At 62.6% G+C, this 22,159-nt stretch carries 17 protein-coding genes; 5 read left to right on the top strand and 12 right to left on the bottom strand.

The window, feature by feature from the left end:
- Positions 1-23: 23 nt before the first annotated feature.
- From RQX22_RS15230 to RQX22_RS15200, 7 genes are all read right to left on the bottom strand, one after another.
- Entirely contained in the window at positions 24-3,296 is a 3,273-nt protein-coding gene (locus RQX22_RS15230; RefSeq protein ID WP_315727411.1) for a TonB-dependent receptor, read from the bottom strand.
- Between the two features lie 130 nt (positions 3,297-3,426).
- Positions 3,427-4,395 (bottom strand): FecR family protein, encoded by a 969-nt coding sequence (locus tag RQX22_RS15225; protein WP_315727410.1) that lies wholly within the window; start codon positions 4,393-4,395, stop codon positions 3,427-3,429.
- Complete coding sequence (locus RQX22_RS15220) at positions 4,361-4,936, bottom strand: RNA polymerase sigma factor (RefSeq protein ID WP_315727409.1); 576 nt, start codon at positions 4,934-4,936, stop codon at positions 4,361-4,363. Before RQX22_RS15220 ends, RQX22_RS15225 begins: the two co-directional genes overlap by 35 nt.
- 99 nt (positions 4,937-5,035) lie before the next feature.
- On the bottom strand, positions 5,036-5,752 hold the full coding sequence (locus RQX22_RS15215) for a hypothetical protein (RefSeq protein ID WP_315727408.1): 717 nt from the start codon (positions 5,750-5,752) through the stop codon (positions 5,036-5,038).
- 21 nt (positions 5,753-5,773) lie between these two features.
- Complete coding sequence (locus tag RQX22_RS15210) at positions 5,774-7,438, bottom strand: alpha/beta hydrolase-fold protein (protein ID WP_315727407.1); 1,665 nt, start codon at positions 7,436-7,438, stop codon at positions 5,774-5,776.
- 62 nt (positions 7,439-7,500) lie between these two features.
- Positions 7,501-10,308, bottom strand: a complete 2,808-nt coding sequence (locus tag RQX22_RS15205) for a M16 family metallopeptidase (protein WP_315727406.1) — start codon at positions 10,306-10,308, stop codon at positions 7,501-7,503.
- Between the two features lie 154 nt (positions 10,309-10,462).
- Positions 10,463-10,897 carry a hypothetical protein gene (locus tag RQX22_RS15200; RefSeq protein ID WP_315727405.1) on the bottom strand — a complete coding sequence of 145 codons (435 nt, stop codon included), beginning with the start codon at positions 10,895-10,897 and terminating at the stop codon, positions 10,463-10,465.
- Between the two features lie 285 nt (positions 10,898-11,182).
- On the opposite strand from RQX22_RS15200, the gene RQX22_RS15195 reads away from it, so the two are divergent.
- On the top strand, positions 11,183-12,304 hold the full coding sequence (locus tag RQX22_RS15195) for a GGDEF domain-containing protein (protein WP_315727404.1): 1,122 nt from the start codon (positions 11,183-11,185) through the stop codon (positions 12,302-12,304).
- Here RQX22_RS15195 and RQX22_RS15190 read toward each other — a convergent pair whose 3' ends face one another.
- On the bottom strand, positions 12,305-13,069 hold the full coding sequence (locus tag RQX22_RS15190) for an EAL domain-containing protein (protein ID WP_315727403.1): 765 nt from the start codon (positions 13,067-13,069) through the stop codon (positions 12,305-12,307). It lies immediately after the preceding gene.
- Between the two features lie 201 nt (positions 13,070-13,270).
- Between RQX22_RS15190 and RQX22_RS15185 the strand changes: the two genes are divergently transcribed.
- Together RQX22_RS15185 and RQX22_RS15180 are read left to right on the top strand one after the other, a co-directional pair.
- The gene (locus RQX22_RS15185; protein WP_315727402.1) at positions 13,271-13,708 is read left to right on the top strand and encodes a PilZ domain-containing protein; all 438 of its coding nucleotides are present in this window, start codon (positions 13,271-13,273) and stop codon (positions 13,706-13,708) included.
- A gap of 95 nt (positions 13,709-13,803) precedes the next feature.
- Positions 13,804-14,697 carry an FkbM family methyltransferase gene (locus tag RQX22_RS15180; RefSeq protein WP_315727401.1) on the top strand — a complete coding sequence of 298 codons (894 nt, stop codon included), beginning with the start codon at positions 13,804-13,806 and terminating at the stop codon, positions 14,695-14,697.
- A 37-nt stretch (positions 14,698-14,734) separates the two neighbouring features.
- On the opposite strand, the gene RQX22_RS15175 is transcribed toward RQX22_RS15180, so the two are convergent.
- The 4 genes from RQX22_RS15175 to RQX22_RS15160 form a co-directional block, all read right to left on the bottom strand.
- Positions 14,735-15,250, bottom strand: a complete 516-nt coding sequence (locus RQX22_RS15175) for a hypothetical protein (protein WP_315727400.1) — start codon at positions 15,248-15,250, stop codon at positions 14,735-14,737.
- On the bottom strand, positions 15,247-15,567 hold the full coding sequence (locus RQX22_RS15170) for a hypothetical protein (protein ID WP_315727399.1): 321 nt from the start codon (positions 15,565-15,567) through the stop codon (positions 15,247-15,249). The genes RQX22_RS15175 and RQX22_RS15170 overlap by 4 nt, the downstream gene beginning before the upstream one ends.
- The gene (locus RQX22_RS15165; RefSeq protein WP_315727398.1) at positions 15,564-15,989 is read right to left on the bottom strand and encodes a lysozyme; all 426 of its coding nucleotides are present in this window, start codon (positions 15,987-15,989) and stop codon (positions 15,564-15,566) included. The genes RQX22_RS15170 and RQX22_RS15165 overlap by 4 nt, the downstream gene beginning before the upstream one ends.
- 70 nt (positions 15,990-16,059) lie before the next feature.
- Complete coding sequence (locus RQX22_RS15160) at positions 16,060-16,245, bottom strand: hypothetical protein (protein WP_315727397.1); 186 nt, start codon at positions 16,243-16,245, stop codon at positions 16,060-16,062.
- A 585-nt stretch (positions 16,246-16,830) separates the two neighbouring features.
- On the opposite strand from RQX22_RS15160, the gene RQX22_RS15155 reads away from it, so the two are divergent.
- A complete protein-coding gene (locus tag RQX22_RS15155; protein WP_315727396.1) occupies positions 16,831-19,977 on the top strand; it encodes a hybrid sensor histidine kinase/response regulator in 3,147 nt (1,048 codons plus the stop codon).
- A 226-nt stretch (positions 19,978-20,203) separates the two neighbouring features.
- Positions 20,204-22,141 (top strand): alpha/beta hydrolase family protein, encoded by a 1,938-nt coding sequence (locus RQX22_RS15150; protein ID WP_315727395.1) that lies wholly within the window; start codon positions 20,204-20,206, stop codon positions 22,139-22,141.
- The last annotated feature ends 18 nt before the right edge of the window (positions 22,142-22,159 follow it).

The following is a 22,159-nucleotide window of genomic DNA, read 5'->3' as shown; positions in this document are numbered from 1 at the left end:
GACGGAGCGCCCCCACATGTTCCTCAGAAGCCCGCCGTCACGCTGAAGAGGAAGCGCCTGCCGATCAGATCGTAGGTGCCGAAGCTGCGGGAGAAGATGGCCGATTTGGAAGGCTTGCGATCGAACAGATTGTTGATCACGAGCTGTGCGCTGAAGCGATCGTTGATCCGGAAACCGATCGTTGAGTTGAAGCGCCAGTAGGAACTGATGAGATTATATTCGTCGGCAATGTCGTCCGACGTGGCCAGGATGTCGTTCTTGACGGGCCCGGTGTAGAGCGCCTGCAGCAACAGATCGAGATGGCTGCCGCGATAGCCGACATTGAATTGCCCCGACCATTTCGGCAGGCCGACGCCGCCGACCGAATTCGAAACGGGCGCGCTCGCCGTCGTCTGGAATTCATATGTGTCGTTGTAGATCGCCTTGGCGCCCAGGCGGATCGTGCCCTCGCTTTCGATCGACGGCACGCCGAACACATATTCGCCCGCCATGATCAGGCCCGAATATTTGAGCGATGCCGTGTTGATGTAGCCGCTGCTATAGCCATTCGCGACGTCGCCGACGATCCGGATCGGATTCTCCGTGCCCGGTCCGGCCTCGCCCGATTGCAGGCGCCTGAACTGATCGCAGGCGGGGTTGTTCGGGAAATCGGAGCTGTCGTAACAGGCCGCCATGACCTGATTGATCGACAGGCTTTCGATACCGCCCTTGAGCTTGATCTGGGTCCAGTCGGCAGCGAAACGGAAGCCCGGCAGCCGGGTCGGCTGGAACACGACGCCTGCGGACCATGCCCGGGATTTTTCGTTCTGCAGGTTTTCGTTGCCGGAGATCGTGCCGATCGGCGACACGCCGAACGTCGTCGGATTGAATGTTTCGGGCGTGAGGCCGAATGCCTGCAGCTCGGCCCTGCAATTGGCTTCCCGCACCGCGGGATTGTCGCCTTCCTGAAACAGATTGGCACCGCAGGGGTCGTTCAGGCGGCCGCGCGTCGGCGAGGCACCCGAGAACAATTCCGTGACCGCCGGAGCGCGGATGGCCCGCGTGTAGGTACCACGGAACAACAGGCCGTCGAGGATGCCGGGAAGGCGGGGCGCAAAGCGGCCGCCGGCGGTCCAGGTCAGGTCGCTGCCGGTAATCGAATTGTCGACATAGCGGGCAGCCGCGTCGATGCTGAGGCTCTTGATGACCGCCATGTCCTGGGAAGCTGAAACGATCGGGATCGACAGCTCGCCATAGGCTTCCTTGGTATTGAACTTGCCTTTGCCGGGCAGGTAGGGGCTGGCGAGGTTAAGGCCCAGCAGGCTGGTGCCGCCGGCAAGCAAGGCGTCGGTGGTGAACGAACCTTTCTCGCGGCGATGCTCCAGGCCGATGTTGAATTCGATCGGCTCGGCCGCGATCCGGAACGGCAGCGCGCCGTTCAGATTGGCATTGACGATGAATTGGGTGTTGAGGCTGACGGCGCGGCCATCGTCCAGAACATAGTCGGCGGCTTCATCGCTGAAGGCATTCTCGCCGAAGATGTTGAACGGCACGCAGTCGCCGCCGGACGCGCACACAACATTGCCCCCCACGCTGACTGCATCGATCGCCGCCAGCAATTTGCTCTCGTTGATATAGCTCAGTTCGGTGGTCGCCTTGCTGCGCCCGTAATTGACCGAGACGTCCCATCCCGCCGGTTGCCCGAAAAGGCTGAACTTGCCTTCCAGGCCGGTCACGGCGCGGAAGAAATTCACCGTGTTGACGGTAAGTCCGCCGCGATCGAGCAAGTCGCTGAAATTGCGCGCGAGGATGAAATCGCCTGTCACGCCATTGGCGGCAAGGATGTTGCGGGCGTCGGCGGACAGGAAAGCGTTGTCGATCGAAACCGGCAGGATGGTCCCGCTGATATAGGGCGACGTGAATGCCGCCACCTCGCTCAATTCCTTGCCCTCGCTGCGGGCATAACTCGCTTCGCCGAACCAGCGGATCGATGGCGTTATGTCGAAATGCCCGATGCCGCTGACGATCGTCCGCTGCGTTGGCGACAGCAGGCTGTAATGGTCGGCCATGCGCATGCCGTCGCCGCCATTATAGAAGGGATCGCTGACCACCGGACCCGGCACGAAGGGAATGAGATCGCCGTTCGCGAATTGCACGCGCTGGCCCGAACCGTTGCGGATGAAGTCGAACGTGTTGGGATTGAACGGGAGTCCGCCCTCGGAAATATAGCCATAAACCAGGTCTTCGATGACGACGTTCGACGGTCCCGGACCCGAATTGGGAATGGCGTAGAAGAGACCGGAACGTTCCCCGAGCACGACGCCCTTCTGGTCGTGATGCTCGGCGCTGATGGCGATATTGCCGCGACCGTCGGCGAAATTCGCACCGGCCAGGCCGCGGATCGACCAGCCTTCGGCGTCGCCGCGTTCCGAAATGCCATATTGGCCGGTGACGCTGACGCCTTCATAATCGTCCTTGAGGATGATGTTGACGGTGCCCGCAATGGCATCTGAGCCGTAGATCGGCGCACCGCCGATCGCGATGGATTCGACCCGTTCGATCAGGCCCACCGGAATGACGTTCAGGTCGACCTGCTGGCCGGGTGCCGCGGCATTGCCGCTCCCGGAAATGGAATTGGAGGTGACGGCGCGACGACCATTGATCAGCGCCAATGTCCGCTGCGAACCGAGGCCTAGGAAATCGACGAAGCTCTGGCCGGCATTGAACGTCCCCTGGCTGGCACCCGTCGGATTGACGCCCGAGGCGACAAAACCGGGGGTCTCGTCGAGGGCCTGGACGACATTGGTGTAACCGCGCTGCTCGATCAGCTCGCTGTCGGTGACGAAGGTGGATTCTAGCGTGTCATATCCAGGACGGCGAATGCGCGAGCCGGTGACCACGATGTCCTGCTCGGCTTCCTCGGCTTGCTCCGTTCCAGGCATCGCCATGGGATCGGCGCTGTCATTATACTGCGGATTCTGTGCGGCGAGGCTCGCCCGGCGGATGATGACCGTGTCCTCGCCATTGGCCACGACCTCGAGCCCGGTGCCGCCCAGCATCTGCCGGAAAGCCTCGACCGGCGTATATTCGCCAGTCACCGGTCGGGTGGTGATGCCCGAAAGATCCTCCTGCGGCGCCATTACCTGAACACCCGATTGGACGGCCAGCGCCTGCACCCGCTGCGCGGCATTGCCGGAGGAAAGATTATAGCGCTGGCGTTCCGCCGCAGCAGCCGGATTTGCCCACAGCACCGCGATGGCGATGCCGCCCAGAAGTGCCGTCCGCTGATGTAACCGAATGGCCCGCGCGTCTTTCATCGGATAATCCTCCCCTGCCTCACGGAAGTCATTGGCACTTCCAAAGCAGACGAGCATCGGGCGAAAAAAATCCGCCATTGGCGGACAACTCAATTATGACATGGACGAAACCGGGCGAAGAAACATTCTCCTAATGGGAAGGAGAATACTGCTTGCGACGAAGATAGAGATTGCCGTCCCGCTCCACCACTTCGCCATTGAAGGCGTAAGCCGCCGCATTGGCAAAGGCGCGCGCGTCGCCGAGCCTGAACACGCCGATAAACTCGGCGCGGGCGAGCGTCGGATCGTCGATCACGACGTTGGCGTCGGAATAACGGTTCACTTCCTCGGCGGCACTGCCGAGCGGTTGACCGCGGAAGATCAGCAATTTGTGCCGCCAGGCCAGGCGCCGCTCGACTTCCTGGGGGTCCAGCATCGCCTTGCGGACTCCGGCCGGTGCCGCGACGAACTGCTCGTTGGCGCGGATATAGCGCCGGGGAACGGCGCTTCCTTCCTCCACCGCGACCGTGCCGTCGGCCACCGTCACCTCGACATCGTCGTCATCCATTCGGACGGCGAATTCGGTTCCGACCGCCCGGACGGCGATGTCGTCGGCATCGACCACGAACGGTCGCTGCCCGTCATGGGCCACCTTGAACGAGGCTTCGCCGCCGCGAAAGATGATCCGTCTTTCCTTGTCGTCGAAGCGTACCTGGAGGACGGAATCGCCATTGAGCGTGATCGTCGAGCCGTCGGCGAGGGCGATTTGGCGCACGTCGCCGCGATCGGTGGCGATCCGCCCGGCCAGCCGGCTGTGGGCGACACCTGCAGCTGCCACCGCGACGGCTATCGAGGCAGCGGCCGCGAATTGCCGCCAATGTGGCCAGGGCATCCTGACCGGCACCGGCGACGATCCCGCCTTTTCGAGCGCGACCACCCGGTCCAGGTCGATCCACGTCGCTTGCGCGCGCACATAGGCGCCCAGATGCCGGCTGCCCTCGGCCAGCCAGGCATCCAGTTTCGCACGCTCTTCGGAGGTTAATTCACGCTCGCGGGAAATAACCGCCCAGGCCGCGGCCTGGGCTTCAACCCCGTCCCCAGTTCCAGAACCGGCCTTCATCAACGCGCCTGACCTCCGGTTCGCCGGAAAGGGCCTTCATTTCCTCGGAAACGATACGCAGCGCCTTGGCGAGGTGTTTTTCCACCGTGCTTTCGGCAACGCCCATCCGTGCCGCAATCTCGCGCTGCGACAATTCCTCGAATTTCTTGAGCTGGAAGGCTAAGCGGCATTTCGGCGGCAGCTTCTCTATCACTTGTTGCAATCGTACAATTTCTTCTTGCCCGCTGAGCTGGCGATCAGCGCTTATCCCATCATCTTCGATGTTCAAAACGTCCAAATCCGCCATTAGCTGGATCGCGACGATGCGCGAACGCCGAACATGCTCGCCGACGATGTGCCGCGCCGTCACGAAAAGATAGGCGCGGGCATTGAGAATGCGATCGATATCGGCGGTCCAGATCCGGGCATAGGCCTCCTGGATCACCTCATCGACATCGCACGCCTCGAGGCCCCTCAGGCGAACGGTCAGCCATTTGCGGACATGCGGCTCGTGCGGAAGGACCTCGCGCGCAAACCATCTGAGTCGGCTGTCATGGTCCATGTCTGCGATGGCATCAGTTCTCCGGCCGTTCGTCAAGCGCGGAGTCGCACTTCCGTAACATTGCCGGACGAGCGTGTCGGATGCGCCACCCTGATCCACCTATGAGGTGATCCGCTTCACCACCTTGCCGCCTTCATCGAGAAATTCGATGCTGGGCATGCCATCGGTGCCGACCTTCAGCAGCAGCCGTGGCCTGCCCTCCTGATCGGCAAGCCGGACGATCGCTTCCTTGGCATTCTTGCCCGCGAAGAAGCGCTCGGCGCCGACGCCGCCATGGGCATTGGCGTGCGCCAGCATTTCGGCCCGGATCCGCTGCTTCTCGGCATCTGACGAGGCGCGGGCGGCACGGTCGCTCATTTCCATCAGCGGCTGGATGGACGCATCGGGGCGGTCCCAGACCCGCAGCCCCGCGGTGCGGTTGCCGTTCGCCTCATTATAAAGAATGCCGACCGTCTGATCCTGCTTGTACTGATCGAACATCAGGCTCGCACTGGCCGCACGTTTGTCGCCGACCGTATTGCTGCGATAGCTGAGGCCGCCGACTTCGTCGCCTTCGTCGTTGAAGAACAGCATGCCGCCGCCGGACCGGCTGTGATGCTTATATTCCTTGCCGGCCATGAACAGCCCCGGATAGCGGGCGCTGTTCGCCAGAACGAGCCGATATTTGCCGTCCGGCTCGACGATGTTGATGCGCTGGGCATTGATCTCGTCGAAGGTGGCGACCTCCCTGCCGCTGTCGGCCTCCACCCACGCCAGCGGGACGAACGCGCCGAAGCCGGCGGCCGCCGCGATCGTCAGAATCTGCTTGATCCGCATTTTCGCCACTCTCCCTATGTCTCAATAATTCCAGCTGCTCACGTCCTCGCCGGCCGGCGCATTCCTGCGGACATGGTCGGCCATTTCACGCACCACGCCCGCCCAATCCTTGTGGTGCCAGTTATGACCCTTTTTCGGCCGGCCATATTCGAAGCGTATGGGATAACCGGCGCCGCCCACCTCGCGGATCATTTCCTCGAACTTGTAGACGGCGAGGTTGAGGAAGAAATCATCCTGTTCGCCGGCGAAGAAATTGAGCTTGCCGCTGAGCTTCGGGCCGATCGTCGGCCAGTTCTTGCGGACATGGGCACTAAGATCATAGCCGTTGTCGCGCATATAGGCGGCCACCTTCTTGTCGATGACGCCGGTCTTCGGATCGAACAGCGGCACCGGATAGCCGTCCGGTCCGACGGGCCCGTGCACCGCCTGCCAGATGCCGAGCTGGTAGAAGGACCGGCCCTTCGACCCGAGCAGGGATTCCAGGCGCGCCAGATCCCGCATCCCGTAAAGCGGCTGACCTTCCCGGGAACGGCGGAACGGGATCTCCTTCACGAACCAGTCGTTCAGCCGCAGGTCGAACATGTTCGGATCCTTGTAGATGTCGACCAGCTGGTAGCGGGTGAAATCGATCGGATCGGGATTGAAGATCCAGGCGCCCCCGAAATAATCGGGATAGTGGAGCTGCAGCGCCAGCGCTTCCCAGCCGCCGGTCGATGCGCCTTCGACGATGCGGCCATAGGGCTTCTGGATCAGCCGGAATTCGCGTTCGAGATAAGGGAGCAGCTCCTTCATCAGCGCATCGCCATAGGGACCGTTATTGGCCGAATTGATGCCATAGGCTTCCACGAAATAGGGGCTCGGCACCTCCAGCGTGATCGCCACGAATCTGGGGAAATTGTCGGATTGCCACTCCTGCGCGAATTCATAGCCCGTTTTGACGTTCGCATCGCGCGCGCCGGCCTGGGCGGCAGGGCTGTTGTCTGCGGGATCGGTGCTGAAACTGAACGGCGCGTCGCCATGGCCGAGCGTGTAGGCGACCGGGTAGCGGGCATTGGGATGCTCGGCAAAGCCGCGCGGCAGCAGCGCGCTGGCTCCGATATACATCGGCACGCCCCAGAAATCCGACAGAATCTTGCTCTTGATCCGGACATGCTTGAGCCATGGTGTGTCCACCCGCTCTTCGTTCGGCGGAACGGTTTCCGTCAACGCCAGGGCAATTGGCTGGGACGCGGCGGGATCGATCCTGACCTTGACGGGCTTGCTGAACAAATTGCCGCCCATTTCCGTGGAAAAGACCCGGCGGGCGCTGATCGGAACCCAGATATTGTGGCCGTCCGCCCGTTTGGCGAACGTATATTTGATGAGCAGCGCCTGGACATGATAGTCGCCCGCGGGAAGGCTGGCGAGATCGACCGGATAGGAATCCGCGCGTCCGTCTATGACTGCGCTGCTGCCCGGCTTCCAGCCTTCCACGTCGATGGCGAAGCCCGGAGGCCCCTGCATGCCGAGGCTTCGGCGAGGTTCCGGGGTGGCATTTCTGGAAGCGACGACGATCAGCCGTCCGGTGACCGGGCCCTTGGCGCTTGCCGGCAAGGTGATCTTGAAGCTGGTTTCGGCTGCGGCCGGAGCCGATGCCAGCCCCAGCACGACAAAGAAAATCGCCAACAGCTTCGACAATTTGATCACATGCGCCTCCCCACTTCCTCGTGGGAAGGATGATCGGGATGCGTCAATCCGCCACTGGGCGCCTATTCTTGCCCGGACGGCCCGGATCCGGAATCGACATCCTGCTCGACAGCGACGCCCTCGGCCGTGACGAGCTTCAGGCCGGGATATTGCCGGCGCATCGATGGCAGCCATTTTCGCGCGTCGCCTACGATGATCAGGGTCGTCTTCTCAGGCGTCAGATGCTGCGCGGCCGCCAGCACCTGCGCCGGGGAGGCGGGCTCCTGGCCAAGCAGTTCGGAGGTCGCGACCTCCAGCGAGATGCCGGCGGTCAGCAGTGAGGCGAGATAGGCCGCAAGGCCGGCCGACCGTTCGGTCTGTGAAGCGAGCATGTTGGTGAGATGCGACCATCTTTCTTCCACCTGCGTGTCGTCGACAGGTTCCGAGGCGAGGCGCCTGAGCTGGTCCAGGACAAGACCCGCCACTTCGACGGCGGATTCGTTCTTGGTTTGGGTCGCCGCCATCACCAATGTCGCATCGCGCCGCGCGTCGATCATGCTTCCCGCGCCGTAACTGAGGCCGCGCTTGACCCTTATTTCCTGGGACAGGAATCCCTGACTTCCCCCGCCCAGCCGGGCATTGGCTACCCTTAGCGCGGGCCAGACCGCATCGCCGCGGCCGACTGTAGGAACCGCCGCCAGCAGCGCCGCCTGGCCAGCGCCCGGAATGTCGACGGCAAGAATTCTGGGAGCGGCCATGGGCCCGGCACGGCGCGCGATCGCAGGAGCAGGGCCGCTCGAACGCCAATCGCCGAACAGGCGCCCGGCCAATGCGAACCCGGTCTCGGCGTCGATCCCGCCGGTGATGAGCAAGGTGGCGCGGTCAGGCCGCCACAAGGTGGCACGCGAGGCAGCCAGGTCCTCACGGCCGACGGCCTCAAGGCTCGTCTTGCGTGGCACCTGGCCATAAGCGGCGTCGGGGAACAGGGTCGGCGCAACCAGGCGCAAGGCCGTCTGCATCGGTTGTCGACCGGCCACGGCGAGAGCATCGATCTGCTGCCTGCGAACGCGCTCCAGCTCCTCCACGGCCAAGGTCGGCCGAAGCACGATGTCGGCCAGGAGGCCCCCCGCCGCTTCGGCATTGGCCGCGGGCGTTTGGATCGTGAACTGGGTGGAATCGGCCTCCACGCTGGCGTCGATCGACGCGCCCAGGCCCGCCATCGCCTCGGCCATGGCTGCGGCATCGCGGTCGCCTGCGCCGCGAACCGCCACATCGGCCAACAGGTCGGCGAGACCGGCCCGGCCGTCCGGATCCGAAGCGTCGCCGCCGTCGATCACAAGCTTTAAAGTGGCGATCGGCACGTCGGAGGATTTGGCGACGATGACCCGAAGCCCATTGGCCAGCCGGTGGTCCGCCAGCACCGGCGGCGTGCGCTGCACCACGGCGGAAGGCGCCGGCGGCCACTGCCGCTCGGCTATGGTGGCGATGGTGACGGCGGGCCGCGAAGGCGGCTTTACGCTCGGCCCCATTTTCGCGATATCGGCCTGCGGCACGTCGCCGGTATAGCCCGGCGGGCGCCGTGACTCGTCCTGATAATGGATCGTGACCCGCCTGCGATCAGCCAGCCAGCGGGCGGCGACTTTCTGGACATCGCCTGCTTTCATCAGCCGGATCGCTTCCAGCCTCCGATCCTCCAGCCGGGGATCGCCGGTCAGTGCGACACCGCCGCCAAGCTGGAAGGCCCGGTCGACCGGCCGTTCGCGCCGCGACAGGGCGTCGCCGAACATGCCGTTCTTGACGGCGGCAAGCTCTGCCTCGGAAATAGGCGTATCGCGCAGGCGAACGATCTCTTCCGCCAGCGCCGCCTCCGCGGCCGCGATGTCGGCGCCTTGCGCCAAAGTCGCGACCAGCGCGAAGGCATAGCCGTCTCGGGCGGGAAGATTGTAGGAGACGATGTTGGAGGCGAGCTGCTTCTGATCTACCAGCACCCGCCTCAGCCGCGCCGAAGGGCCCCTAGTCAGGACCGCTTCGATCAGGGCCAGTCCGGCGGCATCGGCATCGGCTGCTTCGGGCGCCCGCCAGGAAAAGATGATGGCGGGAAGCGGCACGTTGGGGGCATAGGCCTCGACCGTGACTGGCGCCATGCGCTCTCCTTCGTCGGCGGTGTCGCGCGGAATGGGCCGGTCGGGCCTTGCGATCGACCCGAGATAGGCATCGACCCAGGCATTCATCTTCGCTTCTTCGAAATTGCCGGAGATGACGAAGATTGCATTGTCCGGCCGGTAATAGGTCTCATGAAACGCGCGGACGTCGGCCAGCTGCGCACGGTCGAGATCGGCGATACTGCTGCCGATCGGCCGGACATAGGGATGGGTCGAAAAGGTAAAGCCCGGCAGCAGCATATAGAGGATGCGGCCGTATGGCTGGGCAAAGATGCGCTGGCGAAGCTCCTCCTTGACGACATCCCGCTCCGCCTTGAAGCCCGCTTCGTCGATGACGAGGTTGCGCAGTCGCTCCCCTTCCAGCCAGATCAGCGCCTCCAATTGGTTGGCAGGCGCGCTGATATAATAATCGGTATAATCGAATAGCGTCGACGCATTGGTCGATCCGCCGATCGACGTCACGAACTTGGAAACCCCGTCAGGCAGGTTCCGGGTCGATTGGAACATCAGATGTTCGAACAGGTGCGCGAAACCGCCTCGGCCGGGAGGATCGTCCCGCTGCCCGACCTGGTACCAGACATTGATCGACACGGTCGAAGCCGATTCGTCGCTTATCGCATAGACGCGCGCGCCGTTGGCGAGCGTCCGCGCCGTGTAATCGAGCGGAGGAACCCTGGGGATCGCCGGCAATGCGTTGTGCGGCTCCGCGTGGGTCGGTCCCGGCAGCATGGTCAAAGCGGCAACGGCCATGACCAATCTGCAAAACCCTGCCCCGAAACCTCTCATAATCGGCCCTCCCACCAGGGATGATGGGCGACGGGGCCGCATCCGCCACCTGCTGCGCGCGTCATCGCGCGTTCGGCCTGGCTCAACCGCACCCTCCTCAGGGAATTTCGGAAGCTTCCCGTTCCATTGCGCGGCGCTCCGCGCGCCAGTTGCTGATGAACTGGTTGAAACAGCCGGTGTGGCCATGGGAACCCACCACCGAACATCCTCCGGGCCGAGTCACCCGGCTTGCCTCCTCCATTTCCGCCGCGCGCGCCCCCCAGGACATCTCGCCCCTTTTTTCCTTATTCTCGCGCAGGTTCTTCGGGATACGGTAGCGCTCCGTTTCGGGGCGGCGTGCGCAAACGACGATCTCATCGCCTTCGCCTTGCGGACAGGGGTCGTCGCCATAGACGATCAGTTCCGACACCCGATCCTCCTCTTCCTGCGCTGTCGAGGGTTCGTCCTGCGCGGCCGCCGAAGATGCGGCTCCGGCCGCCAGCAAGGCGAGCGCGAACCGGAATCCGTATATCCGTTTCGAATTCCGTTTCATTGCGCACGCCTTCCTGTTGGACGCGCTTTACCGGCGCCGAGAGAGAGCTTCAGCACCGGCTACCTATATGTTCGATGAACGGCAAGTTGAGGCGCGATTCCAGAATGTTACGGCGCCGTTTCGGCGTCCTTGCCATAACCGCTCATTAAAGACTCCGCGATTATCCGGCATTTCTGAATCGAGGGTGGGGTTGAAATGACAAAAGCGAGGTCCGGCCAGTGGCCTGCCCGTTCGTGGATTCGATGGCTGGTGGATCCGGGCGGGGATCTGCCCCCGGACATACGCATGTCTCTTGTCGCAGGCCTCTACGGCACGCTGCCGATCTTCATCGGCGGCGTCCTCAACACCGTCGCCGTATCCAGCCTCATTGCTATGCGCATTCCGACGACTCCGTTCATCTTGTGGGCTGCGTTCGAGATCGCTTTGGCCGCATTGCGGCTGCCGGCTTTGCTCAAAGGCCGCAAAGCCATCGCCGAGGGGCGTGAGGGGCCCACCCTATTCTACTTCAGCCTCGCAATCCTCTGGGCGGCTTCGGTCGGCTACGGCACCTATATCAGCGTTGCCAGCGGCGACTGGGTGGCTGCATCGCTCGCCTGCCTCTCCTCGGCGGCGATGGTCGGTGGGATCTGCTTCCGCAATTTCGGCGCGCCCCGCTTGGTCGCGGTCATGATCGCCCTCAGCCTCGGGCCCTGCGCCCTCGCGGCGATTGTCTCGGGACAGCCTATCCTGCTCATCGTCGCATTGCAGATCCCATTCTATCTCTTCAGCATGACCAAGGCCGCCTACCATCTCAATCGAATGCTGGTGAAGACGATGCGGGCCGAACGTGAGAACGACCATAACGCCCGTCACGACCCCATGACCCAGGTCCTGAACCGCCTGGGTCTGGAGGCATGGCTTCGGGACAAGGATGCAAAGAATGGCGCCGCGCTCTTCTATATCGATCTGGACGGCTTCAAGCAGGTCAACGACAGGCTTGGGCACAGCGCGGGCGATGCGCTTCTGACGGCTGCCGCGCGAAGGCTGCAGGCGGTTGCCCCACCCGGCGCGGCCGTTGCCCGCCTGGGCGGCGACGAGTTCGTGATGGTTGTCGACGGGTGCGGCCCCGACCAGGTCACGCCTCTTGGCATGGAGATGGTCGATACGCTTTGCGGCGACGGATATCGCGTTGGCGATCAGATGGTGTTCGTGGGCGCCAGCGTCGGCGCCGCAATCTATCCGCAACATGGTGCCGATCTTCCCGCCTTGCTTGGCGAGGCCGATCGCGCGCTCTACGCCGCCAAGGCGACAGGGGGCTGGCGCTGTGCGGTGGCGTCCGATGGCACCCCCTTGCTCACCCCGAAATCGGTGCGCGGGCCAAGCGCCATGCCGCCCATGCCGTGGCAGGAACGCCCCGAAGCCGCCTGATCAGGCGGCCTTGGCGATGGCGAAAGCGCCGGCGGCGATGGTTGGCAGCACGTCAAGTTCTGGCTTGGCGAACAGGAAGCCTTGGACATAGCGGATCCCGGCCGATCGGATCGCCTCCAGTTCCGCCCGCGTTTCAACGCCCTCGGCCACCAGCTTGATGCCGAGTTCCTTCGCCAGCCGGACGATGGCGGCGACGATGATCCGCCGCGGCAGGCTTTCGTCGAGGCCGCGAACCAGCTCCATGTCCAGCTTTATGACGTCGGGCTGCAGGTTGGCGAGCAGGCCCAGTCCGGAATGGCCGGCCCCGAAATCGTCGATCGCGGTCTGGAATCCCATCGTTCGATAGGCTTCGATGATCGAACGCACATGCCGCGTATCGAGCCGCTCATTCTCCGTGAACTCGAAGGTTATGCGGGCGGGATCCAGGCCCGTTTCCCGCGCCGCTTGCAAGGTGGCCTGGATGCAGGCCAGCGGCGAATAGACGGCGTTGGGCAGGAAGTTGATCGACAGCCGCGCATCGGTTTCCAACAGGCCGGCCGCCACGGCCGTCCGTATCGCGGATACGCGGCAGGCCTGATCGAAGGCGTAGCGATTGGTCTCGGTCACACGGTCCAGCACGACGGCAGCGCCTTCGCCATTGGGTCCACGCACCAACGCTTCATAGGCATGGACCTTGCCGGTCTGGATGTCGACGATCGGCTGGAATGCGGTCCGAATCTGAAAGGGAAAGGCCGCCCCGTCCCTGCACCCTTGGCACTTCGCCATTCTTTCACTCCTCATCGATGAAGGCATCGATAGGGAGCAAAATATAAAAAGCCGTTAGCGTCAGGAACTTACGTGCATCGCGAAGGAAATCATGTCCCCGCGGCCGACATAGCCCCCTTTCCGAATGGCGCGGACTTAACCGATCATTTGGATTTAGCCCCCATGTCGGTGGTTGGCCAGACTGGAAGGAGCAGGAACGGCATGGCGATCGAACGGCGTCATTACATTCGGTATCCGGTGGAGCAACCGGCGCGGCTTCGTCCGCACGAACGCTTCGTGGTGCAGGTCGACGTCGTGGATTTCTCCCCTCAGGGCTTCCGCGCCAGATGCGACGCAGTGCTTCTCGTCGGCAGCCTGGTCTCCCTGGACGTGCCCGGCGTGGGAAGCGTCGACGCCCGAATCGTCTGGCGCGACAATGGCGAGATCGGTGCCAAATTCGTGCAGCCCATCGGTCTCGAACATTGCGCCTGGACCAACCCCGCCGTGGCCGAAGGGCTCGTAGCCGAAGCCGAAGCGGCCGCCGAACTCGCCCGCCGCCTCGCCGAACGCGTCAACCGGAGCATACCTCAGGCGGACCCGGCTCAAGATCGGGATTGTAAACCGAGTGAATCCGCGAAAGGGTTAGCGATCGAGACCTAAATTCAGGATCACCTACGTGAGGTTTGATCGTTTCCGCATAGGGGCCGGTTTTCTAACGCAGACAACTCAAACGGGCTTTGCTATGCCGCGCCATTGTGACCTACCAGCCCGCTCCGAGCCTGCCCATAAAGATTTTCCGCCGACTACCTTTTGGGAGACAGCTGGCGCTTCGCCTCTACAACCGCTTTCTCATGCACCTTTGGCCGAATCACACGGTTACCACCTATTTTGGGGCACAGCTGAACTGTAATGCTCGTGATGTTGTTCAATCTACGATCATTCACTTTCGAACATGGGAGCCAAACGTCTCCCGGACATTTGAGGAAATAGTTCGAGAAGGTGATACAGTAGTCGATGTTGGAGCGAACATTGGATACTATACGTTACTTCTTTCGAAGCTAGTTGGTCCGACAGGTCGGGTCATTTCAATTGAGGCCCTGCCAAAGCTCGCTGCCGTGGTAGAACGACACGTCGAAGCAAACCGTCTTGGTAACGTGCGCGTAGTAAATATCGCCGCCGCTGCCGAGCCCGGAGAAGTCACTTTGTATGAAGGACCGGCTACAAATATCGGACACACCACAACAAGGGCTGATCGAGGTCAACCCGCTACCGATCGCGTAAAGGCACTCCCTCTGACGGATATTCTTTCTGCCGACGAACTATCCAAAGTGACTCTCATTAAAATTGACATCGAGGGCGGAGAGGTTCCGGTTGTTTCTCAAATACTCGATAACATTTCCTTATTTTCAGATCGTCTAGCCATCGAAGTTGAGGCGAGTGTTTCGGACAACCCTGAATGGGAGAATATATTTAATAGGTTCTATAACATGGGGTTTATGGCATACAGCCTTCCAAATAGATTTATTCTGATGTGGAAAGCCCTTCTCTCTGGGTCAGGCATTGAGCCAAGATTCGCTTTAAATAGCCTGCCCCTACATCAAACCGATATTCTGTTTACGCGAAATAGATTAAATGTCGACGTAATGTAGGAAAATACACGTCGATCTGAGAGTGTTTTTCTAAACACTATTGCGGCAAGTCTATTTGATTATTAACCCAGTCGATGAGCGACTGGAGTTGAATTGTATTTGCCTCGCAGTTGAAAACATTGTCACCGAGCGGGGCGGTTTCATAAGATCCGCTGGCGGCCTTGGAAACGTTGGGCAGATCCGATCCTCTGCGATCACCTTGATCAATTGCGGACGTTCCAAATTGCAGGCGGACTGAATCATAGCGACGGCGAAGATCGGCGAGCGCATGCTGATACTCATTGGAAACCTCTTCTGAAATCCGGACCTGTGCTTGTTCGACTTGGCGGACATGCTCGATGTCCTTCGCCTGTTGGTCCGCGCGAACCCTCTCCACCTCGGCTATGCTCAGCCGGTGGGCGGCGGCTTCCGCGCGGGCATTTGCCTGCCATTTGTCGGCCCGGTGGGCTTCACCGGCATTGGCGAGCCAAAGAAAAGCGATTGCAGCCAACGACAGCAGTTGCAGCCCGGCGGCGATCTTCATTGCGGCCGGCGCGAATATTCTTTCTATCATCCCGTCTCCTTCGATCGCGCTCCGATGTCGGCCTCCCCGCCGCTCGCCTCGAACCCCTCTCTCGTCAGCTTCAATGTTCGCCGGTTGATGGCCAGACCCAGCGAAAGCAGGATGGCGCCCACGATCCCGAGCAATGCATAATTGCTGTTCGCCAGCGCCCCGATGATCAAAGGTGCGGTCGAGGCCGTAAGGGGCAAGGCGCGAAGGATCGCCACCACCCAGATCGAAAATCCGGTCAGCACGGCGGCGCCCAGGATGGAGGCCCATAAGGCGATGAAAGCCCGCCAATCCCTCGCGGACCAGGACGGAAGTCTCATGACAGATAGAGCGCGCGCTCAGCGGCGCGACGCCGGGTAAGGCCCGGCAAGACCAGTCTGCCCACCTTGTTCCAGCGCGGAAATTGGTCGGCCGCACCTTGTTGATCGCCCTCATTGTGGCGCTTCAAAAGTGTGGACCTCCTGAACGCTCCGGTGCCGACGTTGAAGGCGAAGCTGACCAGGGCGTCGAACTCGGACTGCTTTGCCCCCCGCGCAGCCGCTTCGACGGCCCGTTCGATACGCGCCAGATCCTTCCGCAAGAGCGCCTCGGCTTCGGCCGCGCCGATCGCCATTCCTTCCCCGACATGCGACCCCGTCGAACCATATCCGATCGTCCAGACATTGGCCGGGCAGAGGTAGGAATGGAGCTTCAGTCCTTCGAAGCGCTTGATAAGGTCGAGTCCTTGCTGACTGATCTGCATGATTTTCCTGCTATGGGGAGAATGGGCATGCGCCCGATCACGGGCTACGGGTCGAACTCACGCCGAGCCTTCACGTCTGGTTGAAGGTGCGTTGATCGAGGCGCTTCAGCAAATCGCCAAATTCCTTCGGTGGCATCGGCAGCGATCTCGAAATGCAGCCATCGGGCAACAAGCTGGTCTCGATGCCAAGGCAGGCGGCCGAGAGTGTGCAGGCCGCCTCCCGCACGGCGCGCATTGCGTCGGTGCGGTCGCACATCAGCTCTTCATCCCGTCGATCTTGGCCGCCAGCAGCATCATCGAAGACGCCATCGCCTTGTCCGTCTCGATCCGTTCCCGGGCGAGGCTTCGCTCCTGGCTCCGCTCCCAAATAAGATACGCGTCAGTTGCCCGCCGCTTTGCAGCACAGGGTCTGAACTTTGCGTGGGATGTCGGTGTCGGGGACGGTCGCCGGCGGGGGAAGTCGCGGCGACCGAAACGAAAAGGGCCGCCCCCGGAAGGAGCAGCCCCGACCGCACTGAGCGGCATCGTGGGTTTCTATGCACCAGCCAGTCCGGTTTGTCAATCGAATAATAGGCCTGTTCTTCCCGCAACATGGAAATATGTGGATAGAATGTGGACAGAGACTTGATACTGTCCGACTTATGCTGTCCTCTCTGCCCAGTTTCTTTGGAACAATGAGATCAATGCCCCATAAGTGTTGCGCATTCATGCGCCCCGACGCGCGGCGGCGATTCGATTGGGCACCGCCCCTGCACGACATGCCGCCCTTCCCCATTGCGGACGGTGGGCGGCCCGTCCATGGTCGGGCATTGATCCCGACGATGACAATGAAAGGTTGCCGATGACGGTTGGGAAGATCCGGCTTCTCTGCTGCGGCCTGCTCGTTCTGCTCGGTCTGCTGGTCCTGCTCGGCTGGTCCCTCGAAATCGAAGCGCTGAAGTCGTTGCTCCCGGGCCTGTCGACGATGAAGGTGAACACGGCCATCGGCTTCGTGCTGGTCGGCGCCGGCATCGGATTTGCGGGATATGGGGACCGCGCCAGGGTCCGCCTCGCTCTCCTGTTCGGCAGCTCCGCCGTCCTCGTCGGGGCCATGACGCTGATCGAATATGCGGCCGGCCGGAACATGGGCATTGATGAGCTGTACGTGGCCGATCGCGGCCTGCTGACCGGCTCGGGGCATCCGGGGCGCATGTCTCCGCTGACCGCGGCGGCCTGGGTGGCGCTCGGAAGCGCGATCATCTGCCTGGCCGTCGTCCGGCATCGACGCTTCATTATCGGCGCCCATCTGCTGGCCAGCCTCGCGGCTTTTCTCGCCTTCCTCGCCGTCGCGGGCTATGCTTTCGGCGCAGAGGCCTTCTGGGCTCTAGGCTTCTATACCGCCATCGCCGTTCACACCGCTGTGGGATTGCTGATCGCCGCCGCGGCCGCCCTGATGACGAGGGCGCGCGAAGGCTGGCTGCACGGCTTTGCTTATTCGCCCGCCGCCCAGGCCCTGCTGCGCCAGCTCCTCGCCATCGCCTTCGTCCTTCCGGTCCTGCTTGGCTTTCTGATCCTGCTCGGGTCGGGCCTCGGCATCTACAATGCCGCCTTCGGCTTCGCGCTGTTCGCGCCGATCATGACCCTGGCCCTGGTCGGGGCGGCGATGCACATTGCCACCGGAGTCCGCGCCAGCGAGGAGGCCTTGGCGGCGCAGGAGATACAGCTTTCCGCGTTCGTGGAGCAGGCGACCGCCGGCTTCGCCCAGGTCGATCTCGAAGGCACCTTCACCCTGGTCAACGACCGCTTCTGCGAGATTGCCGGCCGCAGCCGGGCCGAGCTCCTGAAATTGAGGATGCAGGAGATCACCCATCCGGACGATCTCCCACGCAACGTCGCCATGTTCGACCGCGCGGTCGCGGAGGGCGCGCCCTATACGCACGAAAAAAGATATGTCCGGCCGGATGGCTCGCTCGTCTGGGTCAACAATTCGGTGTCGGTCATCCGCAAGCCGTCCGGCGAACCCTATGGCGTGCTTGCGGTCACGATCGACGTCACCGAACGCCACGAGACCGAAGCTGCCATTGCGGAGAATGAGGCGCGCCTGCGCGCCCTCACGGACAATCTTCCCGGCGGAATGGTCTATCAGCTCGCCAGCGGGCCCGATCGGGACGGACGCTTCCTGTTCGTGTCGCAAAGTTGCCAGAAGCTGACCGGCTATCCGGCGGAGCGCTTCCTCGACGATGCGGCCAAGGCCTATGCCATGTTCGATCCGGAAGACCGTGAGGCTCTGGCCAGGGTCGAGGATGAAGCAAAGGCGAAGGGCAGCCCGTTCGATTTCCAGGTCCGCTTCCATCGGGCCGACGGCGCGCGCCGCTGGGCGCGGATCATTTCGGCGCCTCGCGACATTCCGGGCAGGGGGCGGGTGTGGGACGGCATCATGATCGACGTCACCGAGCAGAAGGAGGCCGAAGCCCTGCTCGTGGCGATGAACGAGACGCTCGAGCAACGGGTCGCGGAACGCACGGCCGAGCGGGATCGGGCCTGGCGCAATACGCAGGACGTCCTCATCACGCTCGCCCGCGACGGCTTGCTCGAGGCGGTCAATCCGGCATGGACGGCGCTGCTCGGCTTCGACGCCTCCGAAACATTGGGGCGCAGTTTCCGGGACTTCATCCATCCGGAGGATGCGGACACTACGATCGCCGCCTTCTCCAGGTCTGGCGATGTCCTGGAAAGCTATCAGAACCGCTATCGGCACAGGGACGGGTCCTGGCGCTGGATATCCTGGCGCGCGGCCCGCGAAGGCGATTACATCTATGCCAGCGGTCGCGATGTGACGCGTGAACGCGAGGCCGCCGAAGATCTGGCGCGGACGCAGGAGGCGCTTCGCCAGAGCCAGAAGATGGAGGCGATGGGCCAGCTGACCGGCGGCGTCGCCCACGATTTCAACAATCTGCTCAGCCCGATCATCGGCAGTCTCGATCTGCTCCAGCGTCGCACCGAAACGGATCCCCGGATGCACCGGCTGATCGAAGGCGCACTGACCTCGGCCGAGCGCGCGAAGACCCTGGTCCAGCGTCTGCTCGCCTTCGCCCGCCGCCAGCCTCTCCAGACGACGGCCGTGGACGTCGCCGATCTGGTCGAAGGGATGAGCGACCTGCTGGCGTCGACGCTAGGCCCGGGGCTCAAGCTCGACATCGATGTCGAACCCGGCCTGGCACCGGCCAGGGCCGATGCCAACCAGCTCGAAATGGCTCTTCTGAACCTGGCCGTGAACGCGCGCGACGCCATGCCTACCGGCGGTATCCTGGCCATCGGCGCCGCCTCCGGCAATCTCGAGGCGGACAATGGAAGAGGCCTTGCTCCCGGCCGCTACGTCCGGTTGTGGGTTGCGGACACCGGTGTAGGCATGGACGAAGCGACGCTTGCGCGCAGCGTCGAGCCTTTTTTCTCCACCAAGGGGCTCGGCCGCGGCACCGGGCTTGGCCTCTCGATGGTTCATGGTCTGGCCGCTCAGCTGGGCGGCGGTCTGGAGATGCAGAGCCAGCCCGGTTCAGGCACGACCATCACGCTCTGGCTTCCCTGCGCCGACGAAGCGGCCGCCACGCTCCCCGCCACCGCCGGCGCGCCGCCTCCTGTTGCGGCGAGTGGCAGGATATTGCTGGTCGACGACGACGATCTGGTCCGTTCCAGCACATGCGAAATGCTCGTCGATCTGGGATATGAGGTGGTCCAGGCGGACAATGCCCGCAAGGCGATCCGTAAGCTGAAGGATGGTCCGGTGCCGGATGTCGTGGTGACCGACCATCTCATGCCCGGCATGACCGGGGTCGAACTTGCCCGCCTGCTCGGCAAGCAGAAACCCCACCTCCCCGTGCTCATCGTCTCCGGCTATGCGGAGGTCGACGGCATCGCCAGCGATTTGAAGCGCCTCGCCAAACCCTTCCGCCAGGCCGACCTCGCCGCAGCCTTGGACGAGGTGCGCGCAGGGACACGTGCTTCAGGGTGAGGAGGGCGACGCCGTCCGGGATGCTGCCCCGGATCGAATGCGCCGGGCAGGCCGGAGCGCGTCGCTCCCTGATCGTCGATTTACATCCATTGTGGATGCAACATTTCGTCCAATCCGGATAGGGCTCCATTGCATGGACGGCTCGATCTTGTCAGGCTCTCATCATCAGCACTTCGCTTGATCCGGGGGGACCATGCTTTTCAGAACTTCGATTTGTCTTGCTCTGTTGGTTCTGCCGTCCGTCGCTTCGGCGGATAATGAAGAGGCGAAGAAATTCGGCGCGCGGGCCACGATCGAGCATGCGAGCCTTTCGCCCGACGGCGCCCTTCTTGCATATCTGCAGCCGACCAAGGGACAGGGAAGCGGTCTCTACGTCGTACCTCTCGATGGAAGTGCCAAACCCGCATTGATCCTCCGGGCCGAAGGCGATCCGGAAAGGCTGGGCTATTGCAAATGGGTCGCCGCCGCCCGGCTGGTATGCAACGTCTATGGCATCACGCAGATCGAAGGCGGACATCCCGCTTATATCTCCCGACTGATTGCCGTCGACGCCGACGGCAAGAACATGAAGATGCTCTTCGATAGGGGCGGTGCCGGCCAGGCGCTCGGCTACAAATTGTTCGGCGGCCGGGTGATAGACTGGCTTCCGGACGAGGACGGCAAGGTCCTGATGATGCGGGAGTTCGTTCCCGAAACGTCCACCGCCACCCATCTCGCGCAGACCGACGATGGCATCGGCGTCGTCAAGGTCGATACGCGCAACCTCTCCACCACCCCGGTCGAACGGCCGAAAAACGCCATTGCCGAGTTCATAGCCGATGGCCGAGGCAAGGTACGGATCCAGGGCACGACCCCGATCAATGCAAGCGGCTATCAGCGTGGCGAGACGCGTTACGCCTATCGCACGTCGGATTCTCGCGATTGGAAGCCACTCAGCATCGTCACCGAAGCGGAAACCAGCTTCAATCCCTACGCGGTCGATCCCGATCTCGACGTGGCCTACGGCCTGCAAAAGCTCGATGGACGGCGCGCCGCCTATAAGGTTGCGCTGGACGGCTCGTTGAAACAGGAACTGGTGTTCGCGCACCCCGACGTCGATGTCGACGGCTTCGTCCATATCGGGCGGCGCGGACGGGTCATTGGCGTCACTTATGCAACGGATCGGCGTGAGGCCCTTTATTTCGATCCGGAGCTGGACAAGCTGGCCACATCGCTCGCCAAGGCCATTCCGGATCTGCCGCTCATCCGTTTCGTCGATTCCACCGTCGATGAAAAGAAGCTGCTGATCTGGGCCGGAAGCGACACCAATCCCGGTCGCTATTATCTGTTCGATCGCGTCGCCAAGCAGCTGCGTCCGCTGTTCGATGCGCGCGCGGAACTGGAAAATGCCCAGCTCGCGCCGGTCAAGGCGATGACCTATCGGGCTGCCGACGGGACCATGATCCCCGCCTATCTCACGCTTCCGCCCGGCAAGACGAGCGCCCGGGGCCTCCCCGCTCTCGTCCTCCCTCATGGCGGACCGGAGGCGCGGGACGAATGGGGCTTTGACTGGCTCTCGCAATATTTCGCCGCCCGCGGATTTGCCGTCCTCCAGCCCAATTTCCGCGGCTCCGCCGGCTATGGGGATACCTGGTTCCGAAAGAACGGATTCCAGAATTGGAAGACGGCGATCGGCGATATTGACGATGGTGGCCGATGGCTGATCTCCGAAGGCGTTGACCCGGGAAAGTTGGCGATCCTGGGATGGTCTTATGGCGGTTATGCCGCCCTGCAATCGGCGGTCGCGGAACCTGGGCTCTTCAAGGCGGTCATCGCAGTCGCCCCTGTGACGGATCTCAACATGCTGAAGGAGGAACGGCAGATCTGGTCCGATTATCGTGTGGTCGGTGCCTATGTCGGCGACGGCCCGCATATCGAGCAAGGCTCTCCCGCGCGGCATGCCGGTGATATCAAGGCGCCGGTGCTGATGTTCCATGGCAGCTATGATCGCAATGTCGGCGTCTATCATTCCCGGGTCATGGCCGACAGGCTCAAGGATGCCGGGGCGAATTCCCAATATGTCGAATATCCGAAACTCGATCATTATCTCGAGGATTCCGATGCTCGCATCGACATGCTTGCCCGCAGCGATGCGTTTTTGAGGGCGTCGCTCGGTTTGAATTGACTCTGAAGGGCGCCTGCG

The sequence above is a fragment of the Sphingosinicella rhizophila genome (genome assembly GCF_032378825.1).
GTDB classification, from domain to species: Bacteria; Pseudomonadota; Alphaproteobacteria; order Sphingomonadales; family Sphingomonadaceae; genus Allosphingosinicella; species Allosphingosinicella rhizophila.
The sequence above is the reverse complement of the archived record's forward strand: the minus strand, read 5'-3'. Positions and strand labels throughout refer to the sequence as shown.

Bases quoted from the DNA above. Each gene is read 5' to 3' on its own strand.
- RQX22_RS15230 (WP_315727411.1), bottom strand. From the start codon at position 3,296: ATGAAAGACGCGCGGGCCATTCGGTTACATCAGCGGACGGCACTTCTG.
- RQX22_RS15225 (WP_315727410.1), bottom strand. From the start codon at position 4,395: ATGAAGGCCGGTTCTGGAACTGGGGACGGGGTTGAAGCCCAGGCCGCG.
- RQX22_RS15220 (WP_315727409.1), bottom strand. From the start codon at position 4,936: ATGGACCATGACAGCCGACTCAGATGGTTTGCGCGCGAGGTCCTTCCG.
- RQX22_RS15215 (WP_315727408.1), bottom strand. From the start codon at position 5,752: ATGCGGATCAAGCAGATTCTGACGATCGCGGCGGCCGCCGGCTTCGGC.
- RQX22_RS15205 (WP_315727406.1), bottom strand. From the start codon at position 10,308: ATGCTGCCGGGACCGACCCACGCGGAGCCGCACAACGCATTGCCGGCG.
- RQX22_RS15200 (WP_315727405.1), bottom strand. From the start codon at position 10,897: ATGAAACGGAATTCGAAACGGATATACGGATTCCGGTTCGCGCTCGCC.
- RQX22_RS15195 (WP_315727404.1), top strand. From the start codon at position 11,183: ATGTCTCTTGTCGCAGGCCTCTACGGCACGCTGCCGATCTTCATCGGC.
- RQX22_RS15190 (WP_315727403.1), bottom strand. From the start codon at position 13,069: ATGGCGAAGTGCCAAGGGTGCAGGGACGGGGCGGCCTTTCCCTTTCAG.
- RQX22_RS15185 (WP_315727402.1), top strand. From the start codon at position 13,271: ATGGCGATCGAACGGCGTCATTACATTCGGTATCCGGTGGAGCAACCG.
- RQX22_RS15175 (WP_315727400.1), bottom strand. From the start codon at position 15,250: ATGATAGAAAGAATATTCGCGCCGGCCGCAATGAAGATCGCCGCCGGG.
- RQX22_RS15170 (WP_315727399.1), bottom strand. From the start codon at position 15,567: ATGAGACTTCCGTCCTGGTCCGCGAGGGATTGGCGGGCTTTCATCGCC.
- RQX22_RS15165 (WP_315727398.1), bottom strand. From the start codon at position 15,989: ATGCAGATCAGTCAGCAAGGACTCGACCTTATCAAGCGCTTCGAAGGA.
- RQX22_RS15160 (WP_315727397.1), bottom strand. From the start codon at position 16,245: ATGTGCGACCGCACCGACGCAATGCGCGCCGTGCGGGAGGCGGCCTGC.
- RQX22_RS15155 (WP_315727396.1), top strand. From the start codon at position 16,831: ATGACGGTTGGGAAGATCCGGCTTCTCTGCTGCGGCCTGCTCGTTCTG.